The organism is Vulcanococcus sp. DEBay_Sum29NL08_54 (assembly GCF_017859255.1).
Classification (GTDB): Bacteria; Cyanobacteriota; Cyanobacteriia; order PCC-6307; family Cyanobiaceae; genus Vulcanococcus.
In genome coordinates this window covers 67,236-91,054 of sequence record NZ_JAFMNJ010000007.1, presented here as the reverse complement: position 1 = coordinate 91,054, position 23,819 = coordinate 67,236, and the positions used below count along the sequence as shown (strand labels likewise).

Here is a 23,819-nt window from a genome sequence, read left to right as displayed (position 1 = left end):
GCTGCAGCTTCTTAGGCAAAAACCCGCTTAAGCTCCCAGCCACGCTTTGCCTTGAGGTCCTGTGCTGGCTCAGCTCGAGTGGATGGTTGAAGACGGTCAGCGCCTTGCGGAATGCCGCCATGACCATCCCCATGCTGTCCTGGGTCCACAGCCCCTCGACAACGGCCAATGGGTTGTCCGGGTCTGGATGCCTGAGGCCGATCGGGTTGAACTGATTGGCGCAGGCGCCCCCCAGCCGATGGGAACACCCCACCACCCCTGGGTGTTTGAAGCGGAGCTGCCCAGCAACCCCGGCAGCGGCTACCAAGTCCGGGTTCAGCGCGGCGGCATCGAACACGTCGCCCATGACCCCTGGGCCTTCCGCGACGAGTGGATGGGCGATCTCGATCGCCATCTCTTTGCCGAAGGCAACCATCACCACATCTGGCAGCGGATGGGTGCCCATGTGGTGAGCCGTGACGGGGTCGCCGGGGTGATGTTCTGCCTCTGGGCTCCGAACGCCCGCAGCGTCTCCGTGCTGGGCAACTTCAATGGCTGGGATGGTCGCCATCACCCCATGCAGTCGCGCCTGGGCGGCTGCTGGGAACTGTTCATCCCGGGGCTCAAGCCCGGCGAGATCTACAAGTACGAAATCCGCAGCCAGCAGGGGCACTGCTACCAAAAAGCTGATCCCTACGGCTTCCGCCACGAGGTCAGGCCCGATAACGGCTCCGTGGTCGAAGCCCTGGAGGGTTACAACTGGGCGGACAGCACCTGGATGCAGGAGCGGGATAGCCGCAATCCCCTCGACCAGCCGATCTCTGTCTATGAGATGCACCTGGGCAGCTGGATGCATGCCAGCGCCGATCAGCCCTACATCGAGGCCGATGGCACAGCACGCCTGCCCGTGCCCGCCGCCGACCTCAAGCCCGGCGCGCGCCTCCTGACCTACCCCGAGCTAGCCGATCGGGTGATCCCCTATGTGAAGGAACGGGGCTTCACCCACATCGAATTGATGCCGATCTCGGAGCATCCCTTCGATGGATCCTGGGGCTACCAGGTCACGGGTTGGTATGCGCCCACCAGCCGCTTTGGCCGGCCCGATGAATTCCGGGCCTTTGTGGATCGCTGCCACGCCGAAGGCATTGGCGTGATTCTCGATTGGGTTCCTGGGCACTTCCCGAAGGATGCCCATGGCCTGGCCTTCTTTGATGGCGCCCACCTCTATGAGCACGCTGATCCCCGCATCGGTGAGCACAAGGAATGGGGAACGCTGATCTTCAACTACAGCCGCAACGAAGTCCGCAACTTCCTTGTTGCCAACCTGATCTATTGGTTTGAGCAGTTCCACATCGATGGCATCCGCGTCGATGCGGTGGCCTCGATGCTCTACCGGGATTACCTGCGTCCCGATGGCGAGTGGATTGCCAATGAGCACGGCGGGCGGGAGAACACCGAAGCGGTTCAGTTCCTCCAGCAGGCCAACCACGTGCTCTTCCAGCACTTCCCTGGGGCCCTCTCGATTGCCGAGGAATCCACCACCTGGCCGATGGTGACCAAGCCCACGGACATGGGCGGTTTGGGGTTCAACCTCAAATGGAACATGGGCTGGATGCACGACATGCTCGATTACTTCGAGCTCGACCCCTGGTTCCGCCAGTTCCACCAGAACAACGTCACCTTCTCGATCTGGTACGCCTACACCGAGAACTTCATGCTCGCCCTGAGCCACGACGAGGTGGTGCACGGCAAGAGCAACCTGCTCCACAAGATGCCTGGGGACGACTGGCAGAAGTTCGCCAACACCCGGGCACTGCTGGCCTACATGTGGACCCATCCCGGCAAGAAGACCATCTTCATGGGGATGGAATTCGGCCAACGGGCCGAATGGAATGTCTGGGGTGACCTGCAGTGGGATCTGCTGCAGTACGAGCCCCATCAAGGCCTGCAGTGCTTGGTGGATGACCTGAACGTCTTCTACAAGTCACAACCAGCTCTCTGGCGGGATGACTTTGAGGAGTACGGCTTCCAATGGATCGACTGCAATGACAACCGTCATTCAGTCATCAGCTTCATGCGCCGGGAGAGCACGACCGGCCAATGGTTGGTCGTGGTGGCGAACTTCACCCCGCAAAGCCACTCGCACTACCGGGTGGGCGTGCCGCTGAGCGGCTTCTACACCGAGGTGTTGAACACTGATGCCGCCCGTTATGGCGGCAGCAACCTGGGCAACCTCGGCGGCAAGTTCACCGACGAGTGGGGCATTCACAGCTACGAGAACTCCCTCGATCTCTGCCTGCCCCCCCTGTCGGTGCTGGTCTTCAAGCGGGATGAGAAGCGCAGCCAGGAGGGCCAGGCTGCCGGCGAGACTGAAGTTCATGACGATGCGGCGGAACCCGGCGCCTGGAAGGCCTCAATCGGGGGTCTGCTCGGGTAGGTTCCAAGGCCCCTTCGCTGGTCCTCATGTCTTCCAACGCCCCTCTGCTGCTGCGCGCCGCCCGTGGTGAGCAGGTGGAGCGTCCTCCGGTCTGGATGATGCGCCAGGCCGGCCGGTACATGAAGATCTACCGCGACCTGCGCGACAAATACCCCAGCTTCCGCGAGCGCTCGGAGAACCCGGATCTCTCCTACGAGATCTCGATGCAGCCGTTCAACGCCTTCAAGCCCGACGGCGTCATCCTCTTCTCCGACATCCTCACGCCCCTGCCCGGCATGGGCATTGACTTCGACATCATCGAGAGCAAGGGCCCCCAAATCCAGGACCCCATCCGCTCGATGGCCCAGGTGGAGGCCCTGACTCCCCTGAACCCGGCTGAGACCATGCCTTTTGTGGGTGAGGTGCTGGGCCGCCTGCGCCAAAGCGTGGGCAACGAGGCTGCCGTCCTCGGTTTTGTCGGTGCCCCCTGGACCCTGGCGGCCTACGTCGTTGAGGGCAAGAGCAGCAAGAACTACGCGGTGATCAAGGCCATGGCCTTCCGCGAACCCCAGATCCTGCACAAGTTGCTGGATCACTTCGCCGAGTCGATCGCCAACTACCTGCGCTACCAGATCGATTCCGGTGCACAGGTGGTGCAGATGTTCGACTCCTGGGCCGGTCAGCTGAGCCCAGCTGACTACGACACCTTCGCCGCGCCCTATCAAAAGAAGGTGGTGGACCTGGTCAAGCAGACCCACCCCGACACCCCCTTCATCCTCTACATCTCCGGCAGCGCTGGCGTGATTGAGCGGATGGCCAAGACCGGTGTGGACATCGTCTCCCTGGACTGGACCGTGGATATGGCTGAAGGCCTGGCCCGCATGCCCGAGCACATCGGTGTTCAGGGCAACGTGGACCCCGGCCTGCTCTTCGGCAGCCAAGACGCGATCCGCGATCGCATCGACGATTGCGTGCGTAAGGCCCGCGGCCGGAAGCACATCCTGAACCTGGGTCACGGCATCCTTCCTGGAACCCCTGAAGAGAACGGTCAGTTCTTCTTCGAAGCCGGCAAGTCCGTGATGGACCGCCTCGGAGCTGCGGTTTGAGTTCGGCCCCCGCACGGATCCTGATTACTGGGGCCAGCGGCTGCGTTGGCCAGCACATCGCTGATCTGCTCTACCGCGAGAGCGACGCCGAGCTGTTGCTCTGGCTTCGCGATCCCAGCAAGCTGACCGCCGTCCCGGCCAACGATCCGCGCATCACCCTGTTGGTGGGCGACCTACGCGATGTGGAACCCCACCGCGCCCAGATCGCCTCGGCCACCCGCATCATCCATACCGCCACCGCCTGGGGCGATCCCGAACGGGCCCAACAGGTGAACGTGGTGGCGGTGAAGCAGATGCTGGCGGCCACCAATCCAGAGGTGCTGGAGCAGGTGGTCTATTTCTCCACCGCGAGCATCCTCAACAAGGACCTGAAGCTGCTGCCGGAGGCGATGCCCTACGGCACCGAATACATCCAAACCAAAGCCCAGTGCCTGGAGCAGCTGGAGCAGCATCCCTTGGCCCAGCGCATCGTGGCGGTGTTCCCGACACTTGTGTTTGGCGGACGGGTGGACGGCGGCGGCAAATTCCCCACCAGCTACCTGACGGCCGGACTGAAGGAAGGCGCCCGCTGGCTCTGGCTGGCCAAGTGGCTGCGGGCCGAGGCCAGCTTCCACTTCATCCATGCGGCCGACATCGCCCGGGTTTGCGTCCACCTGGCGACCCATCCCCATCAGCCCAATCCAGAGGTCGGCCAGGGTGCCGTCCGACGCTTGGTGCTGGGACAGCCGATGGTGACGGTGGATGAAACCGTCAGACGCCTCTGCCGCTGGCGCCGCGCCTGGTACCCACCAGTTGGCCTGGATCTCCAGGGTTGGCTGATTGAAGGCCTGATCAAGCTGCTGCGGATCGAAGTGAATGCTTGGGATCGTTTCTCGATCCGCCAGCGGCACTTTGTCCACGACCCGATCAGCCCTCCGGAGCGCTTTGGCTTGGTGAGCCATGCGCCCACTCTCGAGGCGGTCTTCGAGGACGCCGGGCTGAAACACCGGGGCTAATCACAACAGGAGGTTTCAAATGTTGCGAACCTCTGCAGCAAACGCGACGAGGGCCACTTCGGCCTCTTAATTTGGCCAGGTTGCACGAGCTCAGATGCGCCGTCTCCTCTCCCTGATTGCCCTTTGCCTGGCGCTGGTGCTGGGTGCTTCCCCCAGCTTCGCCGCTGATGCCGACCACGGCGCTCAAATCTTCTCCGCGAACTGCGCTGCTTGCCACATGGGCGGCGGCAACGTGGTGAACGCCGAGCGCACCCTCAAGAAAGAGGCCCTCGAGTCCTACCTCGCTAACTACAGCGCTGGTCACGAAGAGGCCATCCAGTACCAGGTCACCAATGGCAAGAACGCCATGCCCGCCTTCGGCGGCAAGCTGAGCGAAGGTGACATCGCTGACGTCGCTGCCTACGTCGAGTCCCAGAGCCAGAACGGCTGGGCCTGATCTCTCAGACCCCACAGACCAAACCGCCCCTTCGGGGGCGGTTTTTTTATGCCTGCTAAAGGCGAGAGCCGTTGCCGTACAAGGCTGAGCGCGCGAGGGTGAACGATGCGCAACAGCCAACGCCATGGGCAACCGCACAGGCCACGAGAGGAGCAGAACGACTCAAGAGCAATCGGTCGTGGACTTTCTCAAGCGCTCGAAACTCGCCGCGATTCCACCGCTCAGAAATGCAGCTGACGGCGGTACGGGCAGTGCACAACAAACCGCCGAGCGCCACTGGAGTCAGGACTGAGCCAGAGCACGCCGGGCCTCAAGCACCTCGAGATAGAGCGCCTCATCCACCTCGCGGATGTCGTATTCACTCGGCAGGCAGCCGTGCTGATGGCGATGCACCACAAGCCAGCAATTGCGCTCAGGGTCGCGGGCTGTGCCGTCGAAGGTGAAGGACTCCTGGGCTAACCGCTGCACCAATTCAGACCGGGAGGGTTCTTGCTCTGCTGAATCGACGGGCATCTCGGCGTGTCTTGACCAGACTGGAGTCACTGGACCCAGCCATGATGGCGAGAGAGAGAGCCTGGCCGCTACTGCTGCTGAGCCTGACGCTGCTGGGGACGACGGTCAAAGCCCAGTCCAGCACTAATTTCGCCCCACTCGAACTGATTCAAGGAGGGGGAACACCGGCGGCGATTGGGCCGAATGCGCTGCGCATCCTTGAGGCCAAGCGCTGCCGACTGGTGGTCAACCCCGAGCTGCCAGCACTCCAACCCCTACGGATCGCACCGAGCGCCGTTGCGGCGAAAAACCGTCTGGGCTGTCTCTCCCCGGCGGATGCGATCTACGGAGCCGACGGCTGCCCGACCAGGCTCTGCAGCCAGACCAGTGGTGTCTTGACCCTGCCGGCTGCCCAATAGAGAAACTCTGGACACACTGAGGAGGACTCCTCTCATTCCGCAGCAACGGTCATGTTCAAGTCGCTGGTGAAGACCTCTGTGCTGGTCGCAACGACCGCTGTACTCAGCAGCCTTCCTGCCCTCGCCCAGGTGAGCGCCGCCAACGTCCGGGCCCTCAATTCCGCCCGCAACTGGGCCGTGGATAACAACGGTGGCCTGAGCGTCTATCGCCCCGCCGCCTGCATGTTCAACACCGGTGATGGCGGCGGCAGCTGCCTGACGCAGAACAACAGCCAGGGCTTCCGCTTCAAATTCCTCGGCGGTGCACCCGGCTGGCAGCAGCAGGGCACTCCCGCCACCACGGAAACCGAGATCCAGATCTCAAGCGATGGCCGCACGGTCAGCAACGTCATCTACAACGGCTCGCCCCGCTGATCGGAAAACCGTCCGGAGCGGACGGCCTGCATCCCCGAGGGGTGGAGGACCGAAGCTGCAACTTCGGTTCTCCCCTCCTTCAAAGCCAAACAATCGCCATACGGTTTGGTCACCACCCAGTTGAGGGAGGACCGCCATGCATCCCACCGCCGAACTGTTTACCGAGAAAGCCTGGGCCTCAGTTGTTGCAGCGCAGCAGCTCGCGCAGCAGCGCCGGCAGCAGCAGATGGAAAGCGAGCATCTCTTCGCCGCGCTCCTGGCTCAACAGGGTCTAGCCAATCGGGTGCTGGAGAAGGCCGGGGTGGATGTGGGGACCCTCAGCCAGACCATCGAGGCCTACATCGAGGGACAGCCCTCCTTGAGCTCTCCGCCTGAGAACGTCTATCTCGGCAAAGGACTCAACAGCGTCCTGGATCAAGCCAATGGACTCAAGGAGTCCTACGGCGATAGCTACATCGCCATCGAGCATTTACTACTCGCCCTGGCGGGTGATGATCGCTGCGGCAAACAACTGCTCAAGCAAGCCGGCAGCGATGCCGCCCAGCTCAAAGAGGCCGTTCAGGCGATTCGCGGATCCCAGAAAGTGACTGACCAGAACCCCGAAGGCACCTACGAATCCCTGGAGAAATACGGCCGCGATCTCACCCAGGCGGCCCGCGATGGAAAACTCGATCCGGTGATCGGTCGCGACGAGGAGATTCGCCGCACGATTCAGATCCTCAGCCGCCGCACCAAGAACAACCCCGTTCTGATCGGTGAACCCGGCGTGGGCAAAACGGCAATCGTCGAAGGGCTCGCCCAACGGATCGTCAATGGAGACGTCCCCCAGGCCCTGCAGAACCGTCAACTGATTGCCCTGGACATGGGGGCCCTGATCGCCGGGGCCAAGTACCGCGGTGAATTCGAAGAGCGGCTCAAGGCTGTGCTCAAGGAGGTCACGGCCTCCGAGGGACAGATCGTGCTGTTCATCGACGAAATCCACACCGTGGTGGGCGCCGGTGCCAGCGGTGGCGCCATGGATGCCAGCAACCTGCTCAAGCCGATGCTCGCCCGCGGTGAGCTGCGCTGCATCGGGGCCACCACCCTTGATGAGCATCGTCAGCACATCGAGAAGGATCCGGCCCTGGAGCGCCGCTTCCAGCAGGTCTTTGTCGATCAACCCACAGTTGAAGACACCATCTCGATTCTGCGGGGCTTGAAGGAGCGCTACGAGGTGCACCACGGCGTGCGCATCGCCGACAACGCCCTGGTGGCCGCAGCAGTGCTCAGTAGCCGTTACATCGCTGATCGCTTCCTGCCGGATAAGGCCATCGACCTGGTGGATGAATCCGCCGCGCGCCTGAAGATGGAGATCACCTCCAAGCCGGAGCAGATCGACGAACTCGATCGCCGCATCCTGCAGCTGGAGATGGAGAAGCTCTCGCTCGGACGTGAATCCGATGCCGCCAGCAAGGACCGGCTGGAGCGGCTGGAGAAGGAACTCGCGGACCTCAGTGAGCAGCAAAGCGCCCTGAATGCCCAGTGGCAAAAAGAGAAAGGCTCCATCGATGAGCTCAGCTCAATCAAAGAGGAGATCGAGCAAGTGCAGCTGCAGATCGAGCAGGCCAAACGCAGCTACGACCTCAACAAGGCCGCCGAGCTGGAGTACGGCACCCTGACGGGTCTGCACAAGAAGCTTGCCGCCAAAGAAGAGGAACTCACGGGCGAGGGCGATGACAAGTCGCTGCTGCGTGAGGAGGTCACTGAAGACGACATCGCCGAGGTGATCGCCAAGTGGACCGGGATTCCTGTGGCCAAGTTGGTGCAAAGCGAGATGCAGAAGTTGCTGCAGCTCGAGGATGAACTGCACACCCGGGTGATCGGCCAGGAGCAGGCGGTGACCGCCGTGGCTGATGCCATCCAACGCTCCCGCGCTGGTTTAAGCGATCCCAACCGCCCGATCGCCAGCTTCCTCTTCCTCGGCCCCACCGGTGTGGGCAAGACCGAGCTCTCCAAGGCCCTGGCCTCCCAGCTGTTCGACAGCGAAGAGGCGATGGTGCGCATCGACATGTCCGAGTACATGGAGAAGCACACCGTCAGCCGTCTGATCGGAGCGCCTCCGGGCTACGTCGGCTACGAGGAAGGCGGACAACTCACTGAGGCCGTTCGCCGCCGGCCCTACGCCGTGATCCTCTTTGACGAGGTGGAGAAGGCGCACCCCGACGTCTTCAACGTGATGCTGCAGATCCTCGATGACGGTCGCGTCACCGATGGCCAGGGGCGCACGGTGGATTTCACCAATACCGTCCTGATCCTGACCAGCAACATCGGCAGCCAGTCGATTCTGGATCTCGCCGGTGATCCCGCTCGCCACAGCGAGATGGAAGCACGAGTCAATGAGGCCCTGCGCGGACACTTCCGCCCCGAGTTCCTCAACCGACTCGATGAGTCGATCATCTTCCACAGCCTCAAGCAGGAGGAACTGCGGCAGATCGTGGAGCTGCAGATCCAGCGGCTGGCCAAGCGCCTAGAGGACAAGAAGCTCGGGCTGCAGGTCAATGCCGATGCCCTCGACTGGCTCGCCGGAGTTGGCTATGACCCCGTCTACGGCGCCCGCCCTCTGAAACGCGCGATCCAGAAGGAGCTGGAGACTCCGATTGCCAAAGGGATCCTCGCGGGGCAGTTCAGCGCCGGGCACGACGTGGCCGTCGACGTGGAAGGCGAGACGTTGCGCTTCCAGCAGGTGGACCCCAGCAAGCTGCCGCTGTTGGTCTAGTCCCTCGAACTAGCCGGGTTGGAGCGCAATCCCCATGTTGCGCTCCAACCAATCGGCCAGAACCAGCAGTCCCCACTGGCGCGCCCAGGGCCTGAGGTCAACCCGCCGCGATGCCGCCTTCAGATCCAGTTGAGGAAGACCGCTACTAGCCGATGGCGAGCGGAGCCACTGGTCAAAGGGAATCACAAACCCACGCTTGGGGGCGTCCTGCAGAACCGCCGTCACCTCCGGGAAGGCATCCCGCAGCAGTTGCTTCCCCTGGGCCAAGCGCTCTGAGGCGGCGATGGGCGCGAGAGCCTCAAAGAGAGCGACATCGACCAGCGGCACCCGAAGCTCCAGTGAACTCGCCATCGAGAGGGCATCGCTATCGCGCAGCAGCATCGCTCCCATGTAGCTCGACGTCTCGAGCCAGGCGATCTGATCGGCGAGAGCTGCAGACTCCAACCCCTCATGCAGGGGAGGCGTTGATGGAGCGGGGAGATCCCAGAGCTTGATCAAACGGGAGGCCTCGCGGGCTGAAAAAATCGTGCGCATGCAGCGGTGGGCCGCGGGCACACCGGGCGGACTGGCCAGGTAGTCCGAGAAGCGCTGGAGCTTGGCACGCTTGATCGGCCGAATCAGCTGGGAGGCGGCCCAGGCGGCCGGCCCGAGCCGTTGACGCAACGCCAGCAACTTCGGAACGGTTTGGAACAGCGGGTAGCCGCCGAAGAGTTCATCGCCCCCCAAGCCACTCATCACCACCTTCAATCCGGCATCGGCCGCCTCAGCTGAGACGCAGTAGGTGTTGAAGCCATCGGTGCTGGGTTGATCCAGGGCATCAAAGAACGCCGGCAGACGGGACCAGGCCTTGTCGCGTCGCAACAACAGGCGGCGATGGTCGGAACCAAAGCGTTGGGCCACCTGCTCGGCGAGGGCACTTTCATCGAAAGCCTCCTCTTCAAAACCGATCGAGAGGGTCGTCAGCCGTTGGTCAGAGGCCGCCAGGATCGCCGATGAATCCAGGCCGCCAGAGAGGAACAGACCCACGGGCACATCGGAGACCATGTGCGCTTCGACGCTCTCCTTGACGGCCGTTCGTGTGCGCTCCACCAAGGCGCCATAGGAGTCGCCCTTCTCCTCCCCAAAGCGCGGCTGCCAAAAGCGTTCAATCGTCAACGCGCCGTTGGCCCAACGGGCCAGATGGCCGGGCGGCAGAGCGTTTAACCCTTCGACCAAGGTCCCGAGCTGGGGAACGCAGCCAAACATCAGGTAGTGCTGCAGCGCCTCCCCATTGAGTTCGCGAGGGATTGATCCGCTGCGCAGCAGCGCCCGCACCTCCGATGAGAACAGCAGGCGTTGGTCTGACGATCGGTAGAGATAGAGCGGTTTGATCCCAAAGGGATCCCGGCCCAGCAGGGCGCTCTGGCGCTCCTGGTCGAACAGGCAGAACGCGAACATGCCGCGCAGGCGAGGCAAGGCTGAGGCCCCCTCACGGATCAACAGCCGCAGGAGCACCTCGGTGTCGCCCGTGGAGACAAAGGTCTCACCCTCGGCCTCCAGCTGGGCACGCAGGGTTTTGTAGTTGTAGATCTCGCCGTTAAAAACCAGCCGATAGCGCCCGCAGGGGGACTGCATCGGCTGGTGCCCCGCCGGGGAGAGGTCCTGAATCGAGAGCCTGCGGTGGATCAGGGTGCAGGTCGGGCTCTGCCATATCCCGGCGTCGTCAGGGCCGCGGTGGACCAGGAGTTCAGCAATGCGCTCGGCTTGGGCGCGAGGCATGGTCTCGGCCGAACCACGCGTGAGTTCGCCTGCCAATCCGCACATGCGAGGCGCCGCTCAGTGGAGTGAATCTACGGTCAAAGCAACGCGTTGATCCGCTGCGCCAACTGCCGATCGAGGTTGGAGAGCCCACCGGTGTCATGGGTGGTGAGATCGACGACAACCCGGTTCCAGACGTTGCGCCACTCCGGGTGATGGCCCATCGCTTCGGCGATCAGGGCCACCCGGCTCATGAAGCCAAAGGCCTCGTTGAAATCGGCAAAAACCAACTCTCGGTGGAGCTTTCCATCCACCAGGCTCCAGCCAGGCAACTGCTGCGGCAGCTGATCGATCTCAGCCGGAGTCAGCGGAACAGCAGCCATCAGCAACCCATCCAACAGCCCTCAGCCTGGCGCGGCTCAACCGAAGCGGTAGTGCTTGCGTACAGGCTGATGCACATCCCAGTGGCAGGAGAGACCGGACGCAAAGGTGACCAGATCACCGGCACCAAAGCGCACCGGTTCACCGCCCTCGGGAGTCACCGTGACATCGCCCTCCAGCAGCAGGCAGGTTTCCTGCTCGTCGTAGGTCCAGGGGAAGGAACTGATCTCGCAGCTCCAGATCGGCCACTGCTCCACCCCCAACGCCTCGAGCTGGGCAGGCTCAGGCCCATGGACAACGGTGATTGATGAGGCCATCAACGGCTGCCAGAACTGGGGCCATTCTCAAGGGCCAGATCGTGCAAGCGATCGATCAGCAGATCAATATCCGTGTCCTCCTCAGGCTCCGGTGTGGTCTCCCTGCGGCGCCGCACCTCCTCCGCCAGTCGCTCGGCATTGCGCCGCGCCAACTGGGTTGAAGGCGAGAGGTCCCGGCCACGCAGGGATGCCAGTTCCGCCTCCAAGGCCTCCACCCGCTGTTGCAGGCGCGTCAGCGCCGCGGTCAGTTCCTCGAGAGAAAGCGTCATCACTCACTCCCCGACCAGATGGGCCGCGACCCGCCTGCACTGGGGCCTCGAACGGTGCTCCCAGAGGTAGACCGCCTGCCAGATGCCAAGCAGCAACTCCCCATCCACAACGCTCAGGGAGAGGGTTTGGCTGGTCAGCGCCGAGCGGATGTGGGCGGGCATGTCGTCAGGCCCCTCGTCGTCATGGCGATAACGGCGCAGGGAATCAGAGCCATCCAAGGCGCCATGGGCGACCTGAGGAACCACGGCCTCCATCCAGGCCGCTAGGTCATCGAGAACCCGCGGATCGGCGTTCTCATTAATGGTCAGGCTGCAGCTGGTGTGGAGAGCACTCAGATGCAGGACGCCCTGTCGCAGGCCCGTGGAGCGAATCCAGCGGTTCAGCTCAGGGTCGATGCGCAAGAACCCCTTGCCGCTGCTGTTGAACTCGAATTGCTCGAGCGCCTGCTGCAAGCCCATCACTGATCCAGCGCAACCCGGCTCCAGTCAAAGCGATCAGCCACGGAGAGCCAGGGCCATCGTTCAGGCTGGGGCGATGACGACAGAACTCACACTCCTCTACGACGGTGGCTGCCCGCTCTGTCTGCGGGAGGTGAATTTCCTGCGAAAAAGAGATCAGCACTCGCGGATCGCCTTTGTCGACATCAACGCCAGCGATTACAGCCCGGAGCAGCACCAGGGAATCAGCTACCGGCAGGCCATGGGGCGCATCCATGCCATCCAGGGGAATGGGACCGTTCTGAAGGATGTCGCGGTCTTCCGCGAGGCCTATCGCCTGATCGGCCTGGGCTGGTTGTACGCCCCGACGGCCTGGCCCGTCATCGGACCGTTGGCGGACTGGGTCTATGGCCTCTGGGCCCAGTGGCGCCTCGCCCTCACGGGACGCCCGAACCTGGATCAACTCTGCAACTGCCGCTTAGAAGCGACGGCGGATCAGACGCGCTGAGACGCGGGTATCCAACAGCAGGGTCAATAGCCCCACCATCAGCGAGAGCATCGCCACAACGAACAGCGGCACCACGATCGCCGTCAGGTCAATCACGGCGATCGCACTGATGAAGGTGACCGCCACCACGGCTGCCACCAGCACGCCGGTTGTGGTGACCGCTTCGCTGGCACGGGTGAGCAGGGTCATCCGCCGCTTCAACAACGCCAGATCCATGGCTTCGTCCCGGATGCTCTGCAACCGCTGGGCCCGGTCCAGCACACGGGCCAGGCGGTTACTGATCACACTCAATAGGCCCGCGATGGCCGTCAGCAGAAACACTGGGGCCACTGAGAGCTGAATCGCCTTGGCCAAGCCGAGCATCGGTGAGCCAGCTCCGGGATCCATCGTCAGCCACATCGACAGGTCCACCTAAGCGAGGCGAGACAAAACTGCCAACCTGGCGGCAACCACTCACCGCCCCGTGACCCAAATCAACAGCAGCTACAGCGGGGACCTGCGTTGTGCCTCGCTGCACGGGCCATCGGGCTCCGCCCTGGAAACCGATGCCCCAACCGACAACCAAGGCAAGGGCGAGCGCTTCTCACCAACCGACCTGGTGGCGACAGCTCTGAGCACCTGCATCCTGACGATCATGGGCATCGTCGCCGAACGCCACGACTGGGATCTCAAGGGATGCACGGCCCGGGTGGAGAAGGTCATGACCAGCGAAGCCCCGCGCAAGATCGCCCAGCTCGAGGTCTGGATCGAACTACCGGCCCACCTCGATGAAAAGGCCCGCAAGATCCTGCGCAAAGCCGCTGAAAACTGCCCGGTCAAATTGAGCCTTGAAGGGGCCGTGGCGATGGAGCTCCACTGGAGCTGAGGACAGTGCCTAGGGTCGCGCCCAGAGCCGGGCATTCCCTTGAGCGCAGGACAGGCATACGCACAGCTTCGCGATCACCTGCACACCACCCAACTGCTCGGAGGGATTCAGAGCACGCTCTACTTCGACCAGAACACCGCCATGCCGCCGGGATCGGCCCACTGGCGCGGCGAGCAGCTGGCCCTGCTGGCGCTGCAGCTGCACGAGCGGCAGACCTCAACGGAATACGCCGATCTGCTGGCCAATGCCGAGGCCGAAGCAGGAGCCCAGGCCAGTCACGAGCAGCAGCGCAACCTCCAACTGTTGCGCCAGCAATGGGAGCGGCAGTCCCGCCTGGATCCTGCCCTGGTGGGGCAACTGGCCCAGGCCCAGGCCCAGGGCTACGCCCTTTGGCAGGAGGCCAAGCGCGACAACGCCTTCGCCCGCTTTGCCCCGGCCCTCCAATCCCTGATTGATCTGCGGCTCGAGCAGGCACGCCAACTGGCTCCGGCCGAACGGGATGCCTCGGGCCAGGAGCGAAGCCCCTGGGAAATCCTGGCCCAACCCTTTGAACCGGACGTCAGCAAAGAGGCGCTCAGCCGCTGGCTGCTTCCCCTGCGCAACGAGCTGCCGCCGCTGCTTGAGCGAGCCCAGGCGCTCCCCAAGGGCAGCACTGAGCGCTGGGATCTCAGCGACCAATCCCAGGAGAGCCTCTGCGATCAACTGCTGCAGGAGTGGGGGTACAACCCTGAGCGCTGCTGCCGGGCCCGCTCACCCCACCCGTTCTCCAGCACCCTGGGGCCGGATGACTTCCGGATCACCACCCGCGTCGTCGAGGGGCAACCCTTCTCGGCCTTCCTGGCCACCGCCCATGAATGGGGGCACAGCCTCTATGAACAGGGACTGCCGCGCACGGGGGATCACTGGTTCCCCTGGCCCCTGGGGGAAGCCACCTCCATGGCCGTTCACGAAAGCCAGAGCCTCTTCTACGAAAACCGACTGGCCCGCAGCCAGGCCATGGCCTGCCGCTGGCATCCGCGTTTCGCCCAGGCCCTTGGCCAGGACGTCTGGGGGAGCAGCCAGGGGTTCTGGCGCGATCTCAATCCGATCGCTCCGGGATTGACCCGGGTGGAGGCCGATGAGGTCAGCTACGGCCTGCACGTGCTGCTGCGCTACGAGCTCGAGCTCGCACTGCTGGAGGGGGGGATGCCCGTTGAGGAGTTGCCCAGTGCCTGGAACCGGGCCATGAAGGAGCTCCTCGGCATCGAGCCGAGCAACGACCGAGAGGGCTGCCTGCAGGACGTGCACTGGAGTGAAGGACTCTTTGGCTACTTCCCCTCCTATGCCCTGGGACACCTGATCAGCGCCCAGATCAGCGAGACGATCGAAGGGCAGCTCGGTCCGATCGAATCGCTACTAGAAGCGGGCGATGACGCAGCCCTGGGCCTCTGGCTCAAACAGCGGGTGTACCCCCTGGGGCGCAGTGTCAACGCCATGGAACTGGTGGAGCAGGTTTCAGGCTCCCCCCTGAGCCATCACCCCTTCCTCCGCTACCTGCAGCAGAAGCTCGAACGACTCGCCGCGTGAAGAAACGGAACAAAGGTGTGCAAACGCTGACCGTTGCGCTCTGATGGGTCTGCGCGACAGGAAAGAGATGGCAAATCAATTCCCCCGCAAGGCCAGTTTCGATCTCTCGCCCCAGCAGCATGGGCAGAGCGTTAACAGCCAAGACAGCAACTCTGCCGGTGCGGAAGCAACCAGGCGCAGTGAAGACGAGCGCTTGGTCAATGAAAACCTAAGCCGGATTTTGCAGTCCTCCAGCTATCAGCTGGCCCACGCCGATGAGGGACTGCTCTCCAGCGCGGAGATGCGCGGCGTCCGCATGTTGCTGGAAATCACCAAGCCACAGCAAATCCTTGAAGCCGAGGGCGTTGAGTCCACCATCATCATTTTTGGTGGGGTGAACATCATTGAGCGCTCCGCTGCCGAGGGGCGACTGGCCGCCGCAGAAGCCGAACTCGCCCGTAACCCCAACAGCGGCCCACTGCAACGGCAGTTGAGACGCAGCCAGACCCAGCTGGAGTTCTCGCGGTACTACGACGCGGCCCGTGAGTTCAGCCGGCTGGTCTCGGCGGACCAACAGGCCGGTCATCACAACCATGTGATCGTCACCGGTGGCGGCCCCGGAATCATGGAAGCGGCCAACCGCGGTGCCTTCGATGCCGGTGGACGCTCGATCGGTCTGAGCATCAAGCTCCCGGGGGAACCAGAGCCCAACCCATACATCAGCCCCGAGCTCTGCTTTCAGTTCAATTACTTCGCCCTACGCAAGTTCCACTTCGTCAAACGCTCGGCCGCTGCAGTCCTCTTCCCCGGCGGCTTCGGCACCCTTGATGAGCTGTTTGAAGTGCTGACCCTCCGCCAGACCGCGATCAAGGGTCAGATGCCCGTCATCCTCTTTGGAACGGAGTTTTGGCAACGGCTGATTGATTTCGACTACCTGGCGGACTGCGGGCTGATCCGCGAGGAGCACCTGGAGCTCGTCAGGTTCACCGACTCAGCGCAAGAAGCCTGGTCCTGGATCCAGGCCTGCGAAGCCCAGCAGGATCACGAAGATCTGAGCTCCGAGGCGCTCGCGGCCTAGGCCAAAGGCCGGTTCCGGGAACTCCGTAGGATGCCGCCCATCCTTAAGGCCCGCTGCCCTGATGGCGAACATCGACCACGCCCCAAGCCGCACGATGCTCAACCTGCTGCACGTGCTGCCGGCCTTTGCCGATGAAGCGGAACTGCGGCTGAACACCATCGTTGAGCTGAACAGCAACACGATCAACAAGTACGAGCTGATCACCGAAACCGGTCACCTGAAGCTCGATCGCGTCGGCTATTCCTCCCTGGCCTACCCCTTCGCCTACGGCACCATCCCCCGCACCTGGGATGAGGACGGCGACCCGCTCGACATCGAGATCGTCGGTGTGACCGAGCCCCTGGTGCCCGGCTCCCTGGTGGAAGCCCGCATCATCGGCATCATGAAATTCGACGACGGCGGCGAAGTCGACGACAAGGTCATTGCCGTGCTGGCCGATGACAAGCGCATGGACCACATCACCAGCTACACCCAACTCGGTGAGCATTGGCTGAAGGAAACCCAGTACTACTGGGAGCACTACAAGGACCTCAAGAAGCCCGGCACCTGCCGCGTCAATGGCTTCTTCGACTCCGCCGAAGCCGTCAAGATCGTCAAGGAGTGCGAGGCCCGCTACATGGAAGTGATCGCGCCCAAGCTGGTCAACTGATCGCAGCCAAGCCCCCAACCGGGGGCTTTTTTCATGGCTTGGAGTCCGCGGACGCTTGGGCTCGAGCCACGGCCCGCGCCATGCCGTCGCGGCTGGCCAATCCCTGCAGGGCCTTCACGGGAAGGCCCGTGGCAGGGAGGGCGCTGGGGAGATGGGGCAGGTCCGGCAGGGCGAGATCAAAGACCGGCAGTTGACGCAGGCCGTTGGGACGCAACTGATCTTCCAACTGGGCGAGGTTCGCAGAAGCCGGTAGCCAGAGCAGCTCCGAGCGCCGGCAGTCCGCCAAGGTGACAGCCGGCCCCAAGCCGGTGAGGGCCCGCTGCAGGTCAGCCAGGGTGACCAGGCCCACCACCCAGTTCTCCTGCTCGACCATCAGGCAGTGACCATGGGCCGAGAGCAGTTGCTGCAGCGCTGACTGGGCCGACTCCGCAGCATTGAGCACCAGCGGTGCCTCGGGCTCAAAGGCATCGAGCACCGGCAGGGACGCCAAGGCATGACGGCGCTGGTCCTCAATCAGATCAGGCCCCAGCAGACCGGGGTCAGCCAGGCCCTGCCAGCGCTCCACCAAGGCTGCACTCAGACCCGCGGCCGCCATCAGCGGCAGGACGATGCGGATGTCACGCGTGAGCTCAAACAGCAGCAAGAGGGCGGTTAAAGGGGCGCGGGCACTGCCGGCCAGAACCGCAGCCATCCCGACCATGGCGTAGGCGGGGGGTTCCGCCACCGGCAGGCCAAAACCGCTATCCCCCAGCAGTTGGCCATAGACGTTGCCCAGCACCGCGCCGGCAAACAGCGACGGCGCAAAACCACCACCCACAAAACCTGTGGCGCTGCTCAAGGCCGTAGCCAGCAACTTCACCAGCAGCAGACCCACCAGGGTGAATAGGGCGATGCCGCCCCCACTGCCGAGCAGCGCCTCGATCGTGTCGTAGCCCACCCCAAGGACCTGGGGAAAGCCCAGGGCCATCAAGCCAATGGCCAAGCCCCCCAGGGCAGGCAGGGACCAAGACGGCAGGCGTCCCAGCAGGCGCTGGACCCGTGGACTCCGGCCAGCCGCCAGCAGGCGCAGGAGCGCCAAGGACACTCCGCTCGCCAAGAGCCCCAAGCCCAGATAAAGGGGCAATTCCAGGGGCGAGCGCACCTCGTAGGCCGGCAGGCGAAAGATCGGGTCACTGCCCAAACAGAGCTGCGTGACGAGGGCGGAGGCCACCGCAGCCACCAGCACTGCGCGAATACTGGGACGGCCGGGGATGGTGCTGTAGCTGCCCTCAAAGGCAAAAAAGACACCGGCGATCGGGGCCTTAAAACCGGCCGCCAGTCCAGCCGCAACACCCGCCGCCACCAAGGCCTTCTGGGACTCGGGGGGCAGTCCGCCGCGCATCCCAAGCCACAGGCCAATGTTGCCGCCGCTCTCCACGCTGGGCCCCTCAGGACCAAGGGACGCGCCGCTGCCCAGGCTCAGCGAAGCGCCCAGCAAACGCTGAAAGGGCAGCTTGGGCTTGGCCTGAACCGCGCCGTCAGCCATGGCCATCAAGCTGGGCAGTCCGGGACCCAGGTCCCTGGACCACAGCCGCAGCAGACCGACCCCCAATCCCCCGAGCACGGGCATCAGCACCACCGGCCAGGAGGCCAACCACAGGGGGAGACTGCCCGTGATCGCTGGTGTGGGATCGGGAGGAAGCGGCGTGGGATCCGGCAAAAAGCCCACGCCCCCCAGACCGATCTGCAGCAACGCCCGCAGCGGTGTGCCGCTGTCGACCGGCAAGGGATCCACCGGCAGAACGGGCGGCTCGGGCTGGGTCTGTCCCACCAAGGCCAGGGCCCAGGACACGGCCGGGCCAAACAGACCGTTATTGATCAGGCCGAGCAGCTCGTGGAAGCCGACCACGGCCAATCCCGTCAGACCGCCAACGAGGGCCGCCCAGGCCAACAGGCTCCATTGAAACGGAAGGGGCCGAGCCTCATCGAGCTCAGGCGGGGCCCCGTCCGGAAGGGTGTCAGGCCTCGGGCCGAACGGTTGCAAAGATCTCCTCCAGGATCTCTCCTGCTCCCTGGGCCTTCAGTTTGTGGGCCAAGTCAATCCCCAGGGCTTCAGGGTTGGTTTGATCCCCCTGCACCTGATCGCGGATCAGACGCTTGCCATCGAGGCTGGCGACCATGCCGGTGAGCACGAGCTCGTCCCCTTCAAAACGGGTGTTCACACCGATGGGGACCTGACAGCCGCCCTCCAGTTCGCGCAGGAAGGCGCGCTCAGCCAGGCAGCGACGGGCGGTGGGAACGTGCTCCAGCACTTTGATCTGCTCCAGCACCTTGGCGTCGCCATCGCGGCACTCAATCCCCAGGGCCCCTTGACCCACGGCATGGAGGGAGATGGAGGGATCGATCAGCTCGTGGATGCGATCGCCTAGGCCCAGACGACCGAGACCGGCGGCGGCCAGGATCAAGCAATCGAATTCGCCGGAATCGAGCTTCTCCAGGCGGGTGATGACGTTGCCGCGCACATCCTTAAAGGTGAGGTGCGGGTAGTGGTGACGCAGCTGGGCCAGACGACGCAGGGAGCTGGTGCCCACCACGGCCCCGTCAGGAAGGGTCGCGAGGGTCTTGTCCTTGTGCTTCTCGTGCACCACCAAGGCATCGGCGGGATCCTCCCGCTCGGTGATGCAGCCCAACATCAGCCCCTCAGGCAGGTTGGTGGGCAGGTCCTTCAGGCTGTGGACGGCGATGTCGGCACGGTCCACCAGCATCTGAGCCTCGAGCTCCTTGGTGAACAGACCCTTGTCCCCAATCTTGGCCAGGGCCACATCGAGGATCTTGTCGCCCTGGGTGGCCATCGCCTCGATGGTGATCTCGAGACCGTCATGGGCCTTGGCTAGCTCGTCACGCACCCAATGGGTCTGGACCATGGCCAGCTGGCTGCGGCGAGAGGCAATGCGCAGTTGGGAACCAGCCATCGGAATGCATCAAGGCAGCAAACAGCCGCCAAGCCTAGGGAGTGGTGTGCCCATCGCGGCCAAAGGCCGCAAAGTCTTGATCAGTCGTCGTTTGCGAAGAGGGCCAGGGGAAGGGGCCCCCAGGTGTCCTCGGTGCTGGGATCCACGGGGTTGTGTCCAGTGATCAACAGACCTTCGCCAAGGCCGCTCTCACGGCGCACCAAAAAACGACCGTTGTTCTGATTCGCCTTCAGGAAGACGGGGCCCTCGATTGTCGCCAGCTCCTCACCGGCTGGATCCAGCTCCAGGGTTTCCCAGGAGAAGCGCTGCTCAAGCGCCCGCAGGGTCGCGACCGCAAGGGCTGCGGAGGGGGCCATCACACCCACGGTGAACCACTCGCAGGTCGCCATGGCCTGGGTCAGTTCCTCCAGCAGTTGCCCCTGCTCAGCTGAGGAGAGCTCAGGCGCCGTGCGCAGTCCCTTCAGTGATGCCAGCAGCGAGGGCCCGTCAGCCATGGATGGAGGAAGAAGTGGGGTGGTGCCGTTCCCAGACGGTGAAACCGGCCAGGCAGAAGCTGAGCCACACATAACCGACGGCCGCCCCAGCCAGGATGTCCGTTGGCCAATGGGCGCGGCAATAGAGGGTGCTCAGCCAAACCAAGGCGACCCAAAGACTCGAGAGAACAAACAACGGCCGGCGCAGCCTGGGGTAGTGGGCCGCCAGCAGGGTGCAGCTCATGAAATAGAAGACCACCGAACCGGCTGCATGGCCGCTGGGAAAACTGCGGCCACTCAGCTCCAGCAGGCTGGCGTCGGGGCGGGGTCGATCAAACCAGGGCTTCAGCAAGCGATCAACGATCACCAAAATGCCGCCGGTTCCGGCCACGACGCAGACCAAATCAGGCCAGAAGCGCTTGAAGGCCAGGAAACCCAGAACAGCCAGGACCAAAACAGCGGTCACATGAATGCCACTGGCTTGATAGACGACCAGCAGCAGCTGTCCAAGCCAGGCGGGGATGCGCTGGTGCAGCCCATCGAGCAGGACGCGATCGAAGGAGTCCGGGGCATTGGCCTTGAGGGTTGGACTCACCACCAGCAAGACAACCGCAATGGCCAGGGTCAACAGCAATCGGCGCCGTCCAAGGGCGTTCAACCACTCACGCAGAAGAGGAGGCATGGCGATCACCGTCTCTGGCTCAACTGATCGAGGGTGGTGCGGTCCAGTCTGATCAGGCGGTGGGCATCCAGGCGGCCCAGCAGCTCCGCATCACCGGGTCCCACGCCAAGGTCCAGCAATTCACGATCAGACCCCAGGACCAACACCGAGTCAACGGGCAGGGCTTGGGCCTCCAGCTGATCGATGGCCGAACGGGCGTCGTGAACGAAGAGCACCGGACGACCGCTGTAGAACACCACGCTGTAGCGCTTGTAGCCCGCCACCAGCAGCGGTTCACCCGGCGCAGCTGAGGCAGCGGCTTGACGGGCCAACACCCGGATCGGCAGCAGGCGCTCACGATCCATCAGGGGCGCCAAGACGGGAATCACCAAGGCCAAAACCGCCGCAAACCCAGCGGCATTGGGGAGCCAAAGCCAACGCAGGGCGACGCCATCCCGCGCACGAAGCAACCAGATCAACGCGCCGCAGGCACCTGCCAAGGGGAGTGCCAGCAGCCAGGGCAAGCCGGACTGGGCGATGGCATCCGCGAAACCGGGGTAGGCCGGATCCACCTCAATCAAGCGAGGGGCAAGGACGGCGGCCAAGGCCATCAGCCCCAAGAGCACGGCATTGAACCAACCGCTGCCCCGCTGCAGACGATCCAGCCAAGGGGGATGGCCCGTGCCCGGGGAAAGGGGCGCAAACAAGAGGCCCACCAGAAGGACTGCACCCGGAACGGCCGGAAGGATGTAGCCGGGCAATTTGGTCGCCGCGGCGGAGAAGAAAGCCACCACCACCACAAGCCAAATCAAGCCGAATTGGGCGAGGGCCTCGCCCGCATCACTGCGGTGCCAGCGCTGGGGAGCCCAGACCTGCAGCTTGAGGATTGCCGCCGGGAGATAGAGCGACCAGGGCAGTGCCAGTAGCAGCAACCAGGGCAAATAAAACCAAGGGGGACCTGGGTGGGCGTAGATCACCGAGGTGAAGCGCTCCAGGTTGCTGAAGCCGATGAAGCGCGCGAGGAAGGTGAACCCGTTGGCCTGGGTCGCTGCCACATACCAAGGCAGGGTCACACCCAAAAACAGGGACAGCAGCGCCAGCCATGGGGTCTGACGAACCTCCGGCCAGAGATCACGCCGTAGCAGCAGAAAACCAATGATCACCAGGCCGGGTAGGAGCAGGCCAACGGGACCTTTCGCCAGCACCGCAATCCCGCAGAAGAGCGCCAACACCACATGGCCCAGGCGCCTCAGGACCTGTTGATCCCTGCGCCAGTAGGCCAGGGCAAAGCCCAACAGGGCCAGGCTGATGCCACTGGCCAGAAACATGTCGGTGACAGAGGAGCGGCCCCAGCCCACCCAGCCGGGACTCAAGGCCAACAGCCCGCTGCAGAGGGTCGCGCGCCCCAGCCGTTGACTCACGGACTCCGTCGATGGCGCCAGGGCAAGCAGCAGACCAAAAACGGCAAAGACAACGGCGCTGGCGGCGAGGGCCGCAGGGAAGCGGGCTGCCCATTCACTGACACCGAATAGCTGGAAGCTGAGGCCCACCATCCAGTACCCCCAAACGGGGTAATCGAAAAAGGTTTCACCGTTCCAGCGGGGGGTGACCCAGTCACCGCTGAGCACCATCTGGCGGGGCACCTCAACGAACAACCCCTCGGTTTTATCCAAGAGGCCAAGGCTTCCCAACTGGTTAAAGAAAGCCAGAACACAGAGGCCCAACAGGGCGGCGATCGCCGTGATGAGCGCCCGGGAGGGATTGGCATCCAGCCAAGTTCTGAGCCTCTGCATCACTAGTTGGGGGTGTTCCAGACGAAACGGCTACTGGCGGCGTAGTTCCAGACGAACACGACAACGATCCCGGCCAACTGGGCCCAGAAGACATTCGGTGCGATCAGGCTGTAGTAGGCCGAAGCCAGGCCCACATTGGCCATCACCGGTAGGGAGGCCACCAGCAGGAACTTGAACAGTCCGCGCAGCAGCAGGATGCCCTTCAAGCGAGCGAAACGGAAGGTCAGGGCGTTGTTGATCAGGTAGTTCGAGCTGGCTGCTGAGATCACACCGATCGGGAGGGCCTGCTCAAAGCCAAGACCCCAGAGAGCCATGAACAGCTGCGTGATCAGCAGCTGCACCGCAACGCCACTGAGACCGACCAAACCAAAACTGATGGCTCGCCTGGGCAGCAGGCGGAAGCTCAGGGTGTGGAGGATTGAGATCAGGAAATCCCAGAAGATGGCCAGATCCAGCTTCGAGCTGCCGTAGGTGCGGGGCTGGAAGGTCAGGGGCACCTCGACGGTGCTCAAGCGGCCTCGGCTCACCGCCAGCAGTTCGTAGAGGAACTTGAACCCGTTGACATCCACGCCACGGATCAAGGGCAGCAGCGGCTCCAGGCGCAAAGCAAAGAAGCCACTCATGTAGTCCGTGAGATGGGCATAGCGCTTGGGCAAGCTGAAGCGGGCACTGGCGTTGGCCCACGTCGATCCGGTTTCCCGCCGATCGCTCAGCCCCAGGATCTGGGCCTCGGGATGGAAGCGACTGCCGATGACCAGGTCCGCACCACCGGCTTCCAGGGTCTCGATCGCGCGGCGGACAGAGCCAGGCTCGTGCTGGCCGTCACTGTCCATCACCAGGACAAAGTCGCCCGTGGCATCCAGCAGACCTTCTTTGATGGCGCTGGCCAAACCGGAGCGCCCGACCCGGCGGATCAGACGAAGCCGCGGTTCGTCATGGGCGAGCTGACGAACCAGCTCTGCTGTCCCATCCGCCGAGTCGTCATCCACCACCAGGATTTCCAAATCCCACTGCTCACCCAGGGGAAGCAGCTGGGCCAGAAGCGGCTCGATGTTGCCCCGCTCGTTGTAGGTGGGCAGAACAATCGAGACCCGCAAGCCCATGGAATCCTCAAGACAAAGCCGGCGGGAAGACCCGCCGGC

25 protein-coding genes are annotated in these 23,819 nt (G+C 63.7%); 12 read left to right on the top strand and 13 right to left on the bottom strand.

Features of this window, described 5'->3' with window-relative positions; all coding sequences use genetic code 11:
• Positions 1-82 precede the first annotated feature (82 nt).
• The 4 genes from glgB (at position 83) to petJ (ending at position 4,932) form a co-directional block, all read left to right on the top strand.
• On the top strand, positions 83-2,416 hold the full coding sequence (gene glgB / locus QZ186_RS04305; protein ID WP_296415956.1) for a 1,4-alpha-glucan branching protein GlgB: 2,334 nt from the start codon (positions 83-85) through the stop codon (positions 2,414-2,416).
• A gap of 26 nt (positions 2,417-2,442) precedes the next feature.
• On the top strand, positions 2,443-3,501 hold the full coding sequence (gene hemE, locus QZ186_RS04300) for a uroporphyrinogen decarboxylase (protein ID WP_010316726.1): 1,059 nt from the start codon (positions 2,443-2,445) through the stop codon (positions 3,499-3,501).
• Positions 3,498-4,496 (top strand): NAD(P)-dependent oxidoreductase, encoded by a 999-nt coding sequence (locus QZ186_RS04295; RefSeq protein WP_296415955.1) that lies wholly within the window; start codon positions 3,498-3,500, stop codon positions 4,494-4,496. The genes hemE and QZ186_RS04295 overlap by 4 nt, the downstream gene beginning before the upstream one ends.
• Before the next feature lie 94 nt (positions 4,497-4,590).
• Positions 4,591-4,932, top strand: a complete 342-nt coding sequence (petJ, locus tag QZ186_RS04290) for a cytochrome c6 PetJ (protein ID WP_010316724.1) — start codon at positions 4,591-4,593, stop codon at positions 4,930-4,932.
• A gap of 282 nt (positions 4,933-5,214) precedes the next feature.
• Here petJ and QZ186_RS04285 read toward each other — a convergent pair whose 3' ends face one another.
• Positions 5,215-5,445 carry a hypothetical protein gene (locus QZ186_RS04285; RefSeq protein ID WP_247477998.1) on the bottom strand — a complete coding sequence of 77 codons (231 nt, stop codon included), beginning with the start codon at positions 5,443-5,445 and terminating at the stop codon, positions 5,215-5,217.
• A 44-nt stretch (positions 5,446-5,489) separates the two neighbouring features.
• Here QZ186_RS04285 and QZ186_RS04280 point away from each other — a divergent pair, with 44 nt between their 5' ends.
• The 3 genes from QZ186_RS04280 to clpB all read left to right on the top strand — a co-directional run bounded on the left by QZ186_RS04280 (position 5,490) and on the right by clpB (position 9,012).
• Positions 5,490-5,843 (top strand): hypothetical protein, encoded by a 354-nt coding sequence (locus QZ186_RS04280; RefSeq protein ID WP_247477996.1) that lies wholly within the window; start codon positions 5,490-5,492, stop codon positions 5,841-5,843.
• A gap of 51 nt (positions 5,844-5,894) precedes the next feature.
• Positions 5,895-6,257, top strand: a complete 363-nt coding sequence (locus tag QZ186_RS04275; RefSeq protein ID WP_247477994.1) for a hypothetical protein — start codon at positions 5,895-5,897, stop codon at positions 6,255-6,257.
• A gap of 136 nt (positions 6,258-6,393) precedes the next feature.
• Positions 6,394-9,012 (top strand): ATP-dependent chaperone ClpB, encoded by a 2,619-nt coding sequence (clpB, locus tag QZ186_RS04270; RefSeq protein WP_296415952.1) that lies wholly within the window; start codon positions 6,394-6,396, stop codon positions 9,010-9,012.
• Between the two features lie 9 nt (positions 9,013-9,021).
• Here clpB and asnB read toward each other — a convergent pair whose 3' ends face one another.
• Genes asnB through QZ186_RS04245 form a run of 5 tightly spaced genes read right to left on the bottom strand, consistent with a single transcriptional unit; the run spans position 9,022 to position 12,175 of the window.
• On the bottom strand, positions 9,022-10,815 hold the full coding sequence (gene asnB / locus QZ186_RS04265) for an asparagine synthase (glutamine-hydrolyzing) (protein WP_296415951.1): 1,794 nt from the start codon (positions 10,813-10,815) through the stop codon (positions 9,022-9,024).
• Positions 10,816-10,847: 32 nt separating this feature from the next.
• On the bottom strand, positions 10,848-11,132 hold the full coding sequence (locus tag QZ186_RS04260) for a 4a-hydroxytetrahydrobiopterin dehydratase (protein ID WP_296415950.1): 285 nt from the start codon (positions 11,130-11,132) through the stop codon (positions 10,848-10,850).
• Positions 11,133-11,168: 36 nt separating this feature from the next.
• Positions 11,169-11,447: a cupin domain-containing protein gene (locus QZ186_RS04255; RefSeq protein ID WP_247477978.1), complete on the bottom strand. Its 279-nt coding sequence runs from the start codon at positions 11,445-11,447 to the stop codon at positions 11,169-11,171.
• The gene (locus QZ186_RS04250) at positions 11,447-11,716 is read right to left on the bottom strand and encodes a hypothetical protein (protein ID WP_296415949.1); all 270 of its coding nucleotides are present in this window, start codon (positions 11,714-11,716) and stop codon (positions 11,447-11,449) included. Before QZ186_RS04250 ends, QZ186_RS04255 begins: the two co-directional genes overlap by 1 nt.
• Before the next feature lie 3 nt (positions 11,717-11,719).
• Positions 11,720-12,175: a secondary thiamine-phosphate synthase enzyme YjbQ gene (locus QZ186_RS04245; protein WP_363155230.1), complete on the bottom strand. Its 456-nt coding sequence runs from the start codon at positions 12,173-12,175 to the stop codon at positions 11,720-11,722.
• A gap of 76 nt (positions 12,176-12,251) precedes the next feature.
• Between QZ186_RS04245 and QZ186_RS04240 the strand changes: the two genes are divergently transcribed.
• Positions 12,252-12,662 (top strand): thiol-disulfide oxidoreductase DCC family protein, encoded by a 411-nt coding sequence (locus QZ186_RS04240; RefSeq protein ID WP_296415948.1) that lies wholly within the window; start codon positions 12,252-12,254, stop codon positions 12,660-12,662.
• On the opposite strand, the gene QZ186_RS04235 is transcribed toward QZ186_RS04240, so the two are convergent.
• Positions 12,633-13,049, bottom strand: a complete 417-nt coding sequence (locus tag QZ186_RS04235) for a DUF2721 domain-containing protein (protein WP_296415947.1) — start codon at positions 13,047-13,049, stop codon at positions 12,633-12,635. The genes QZ186_RS04240 and QZ186_RS04235 overlap by 30 nt on opposite strands.
• Positions 13,050-13,125: 76 nt before the next feature.
• Between QZ186_RS04235 and QZ186_RS04230 the strand changes: the two genes are divergently transcribed.
• The 4 genes from QZ186_RS04230 to QZ186_RS04215 all read left to right on the top strand — a co-directional run bounded on the left by QZ186_RS04230 (position 13,126) and on the right by QZ186_RS04215 (position 16,799).
• The gene (locus tag QZ186_RS04230) at positions 13,126-13,527 is read left to right on the top strand and encodes an OsmC family protein (RefSeq protein ID WP_296415946.1); all 402 of its coding nucleotides are present in this window, start codon (positions 13,126-13,128) and stop codon (positions 13,525-13,527) included.
• A 39-nt stretch (positions 13,528-13,566) separates the two neighbouring features.
• Complete coding sequence (locus tag QZ186_RS04225; RefSeq protein ID WP_296415945.1) at positions 13,567-15,093, top strand: carboxypeptidase M32; 1,527 nt, start codon at positions 13,567-13,569, stop codon at positions 15,091-15,093.
• Between the two features lie 43 nt (positions 15,094-15,136).
• Positions 15,137-16,150, top strand: coding sequence for an LOG family protein (locus tag QZ186_RS04220; RefSeq protein ID WP_296415942.1), 1,014 nt, complete (start codon positions 15,137-15,139; stop codon positions 16,148-16,150).
• A 61-nt stretch (positions 16,151-16,211) separates the two neighbouring features.
• Complete coding sequence (locus tag QZ186_RS04215; RefSeq protein ID WP_010316702.1) at positions 16,212-16,799, top strand: inorganic diphosphatase; 588 nt, start codon at positions 16,212-16,214, stop codon at positions 16,797-16,799.
• Positions 16,800-16,830: 31 nt separating this feature from the next.
• Here QZ186_RS04215 and QZ186_RS04210 read toward each other — a convergent pair whose 3' ends face one another.
• The 6 genes from QZ186_RS04210 to QZ186_RS04185 form a co-directional block, all read right to left on the bottom strand.
• The gene (locus QZ186_RS04210) at positions 16,831-18,729 is read right to left on the bottom strand and encodes a chloride channel protein (RefSeq protein ID WP_296415941.1); all 1,899 of its coding nucleotides are present in this window, start codon (positions 18,727-18,729) and stop codon (positions 16,831-16,833) included.
• Positions 18,730-18,796: 67 nt separating this feature from the next.
• Positions 18,797-19,750, bottom strand: a complete 954-nt coding sequence (gene hemC / locus QZ186_RS04205) for a hydroxymethylbilane synthase (protein WP_296415939.1) — start codon at positions 19,748-19,750, stop codon at positions 18,797-18,799.
• Positions 19,751-19,830: 80 nt separating this feature from the next.
• Positions 19,831-20,244 (bottom strand): DUF1824 family protein, encoded by a 414-nt coding sequence (locus tag QZ186_RS04200; RefSeq protein WP_296415938.1) that lies wholly within the window; start codon positions 20,242-20,244, stop codon positions 19,831-19,833.
• Positions 20,237-20,905 carry a phosphatase PAP2 family protein gene (locus tag QZ186_RS04195; RefSeq protein ID WP_296415936.1) on the bottom strand — a complete coding sequence of 223 codons (669 nt, stop codon included), beginning with the start codon at positions 20,903-20,905 and terminating at the stop codon, positions 20,237-20,239. Before QZ186_RS04195 ends, QZ186_RS04200 begins: the two co-directional genes overlap by 8 nt.
• Positions 20,906-20,910: 5 nt before the next feature.
• Complete coding sequence (locus tag QZ186_RS04190) at positions 20,911-22,677, bottom strand: glycosyltransferase family 39 protein (protein ID WP_296415934.1); 1,767 nt, start codon at positions 22,675-22,677, stop codon at positions 20,911-20,913.
• Positions 22,678-22,679: 2 nt separating this feature from the next.
• Positions 22,680-23,780, bottom strand: a complete 1,101-nt coding sequence (locus QZ186_RS04185; RefSeq protein WP_296415933.1) for a glycosyltransferase family 2 protein — start codon at positions 23,778-23,780, stop codon at positions 22,680-22,682.
• Positions 23,781-23,819 lie beyond the last annotated feature (39 nt).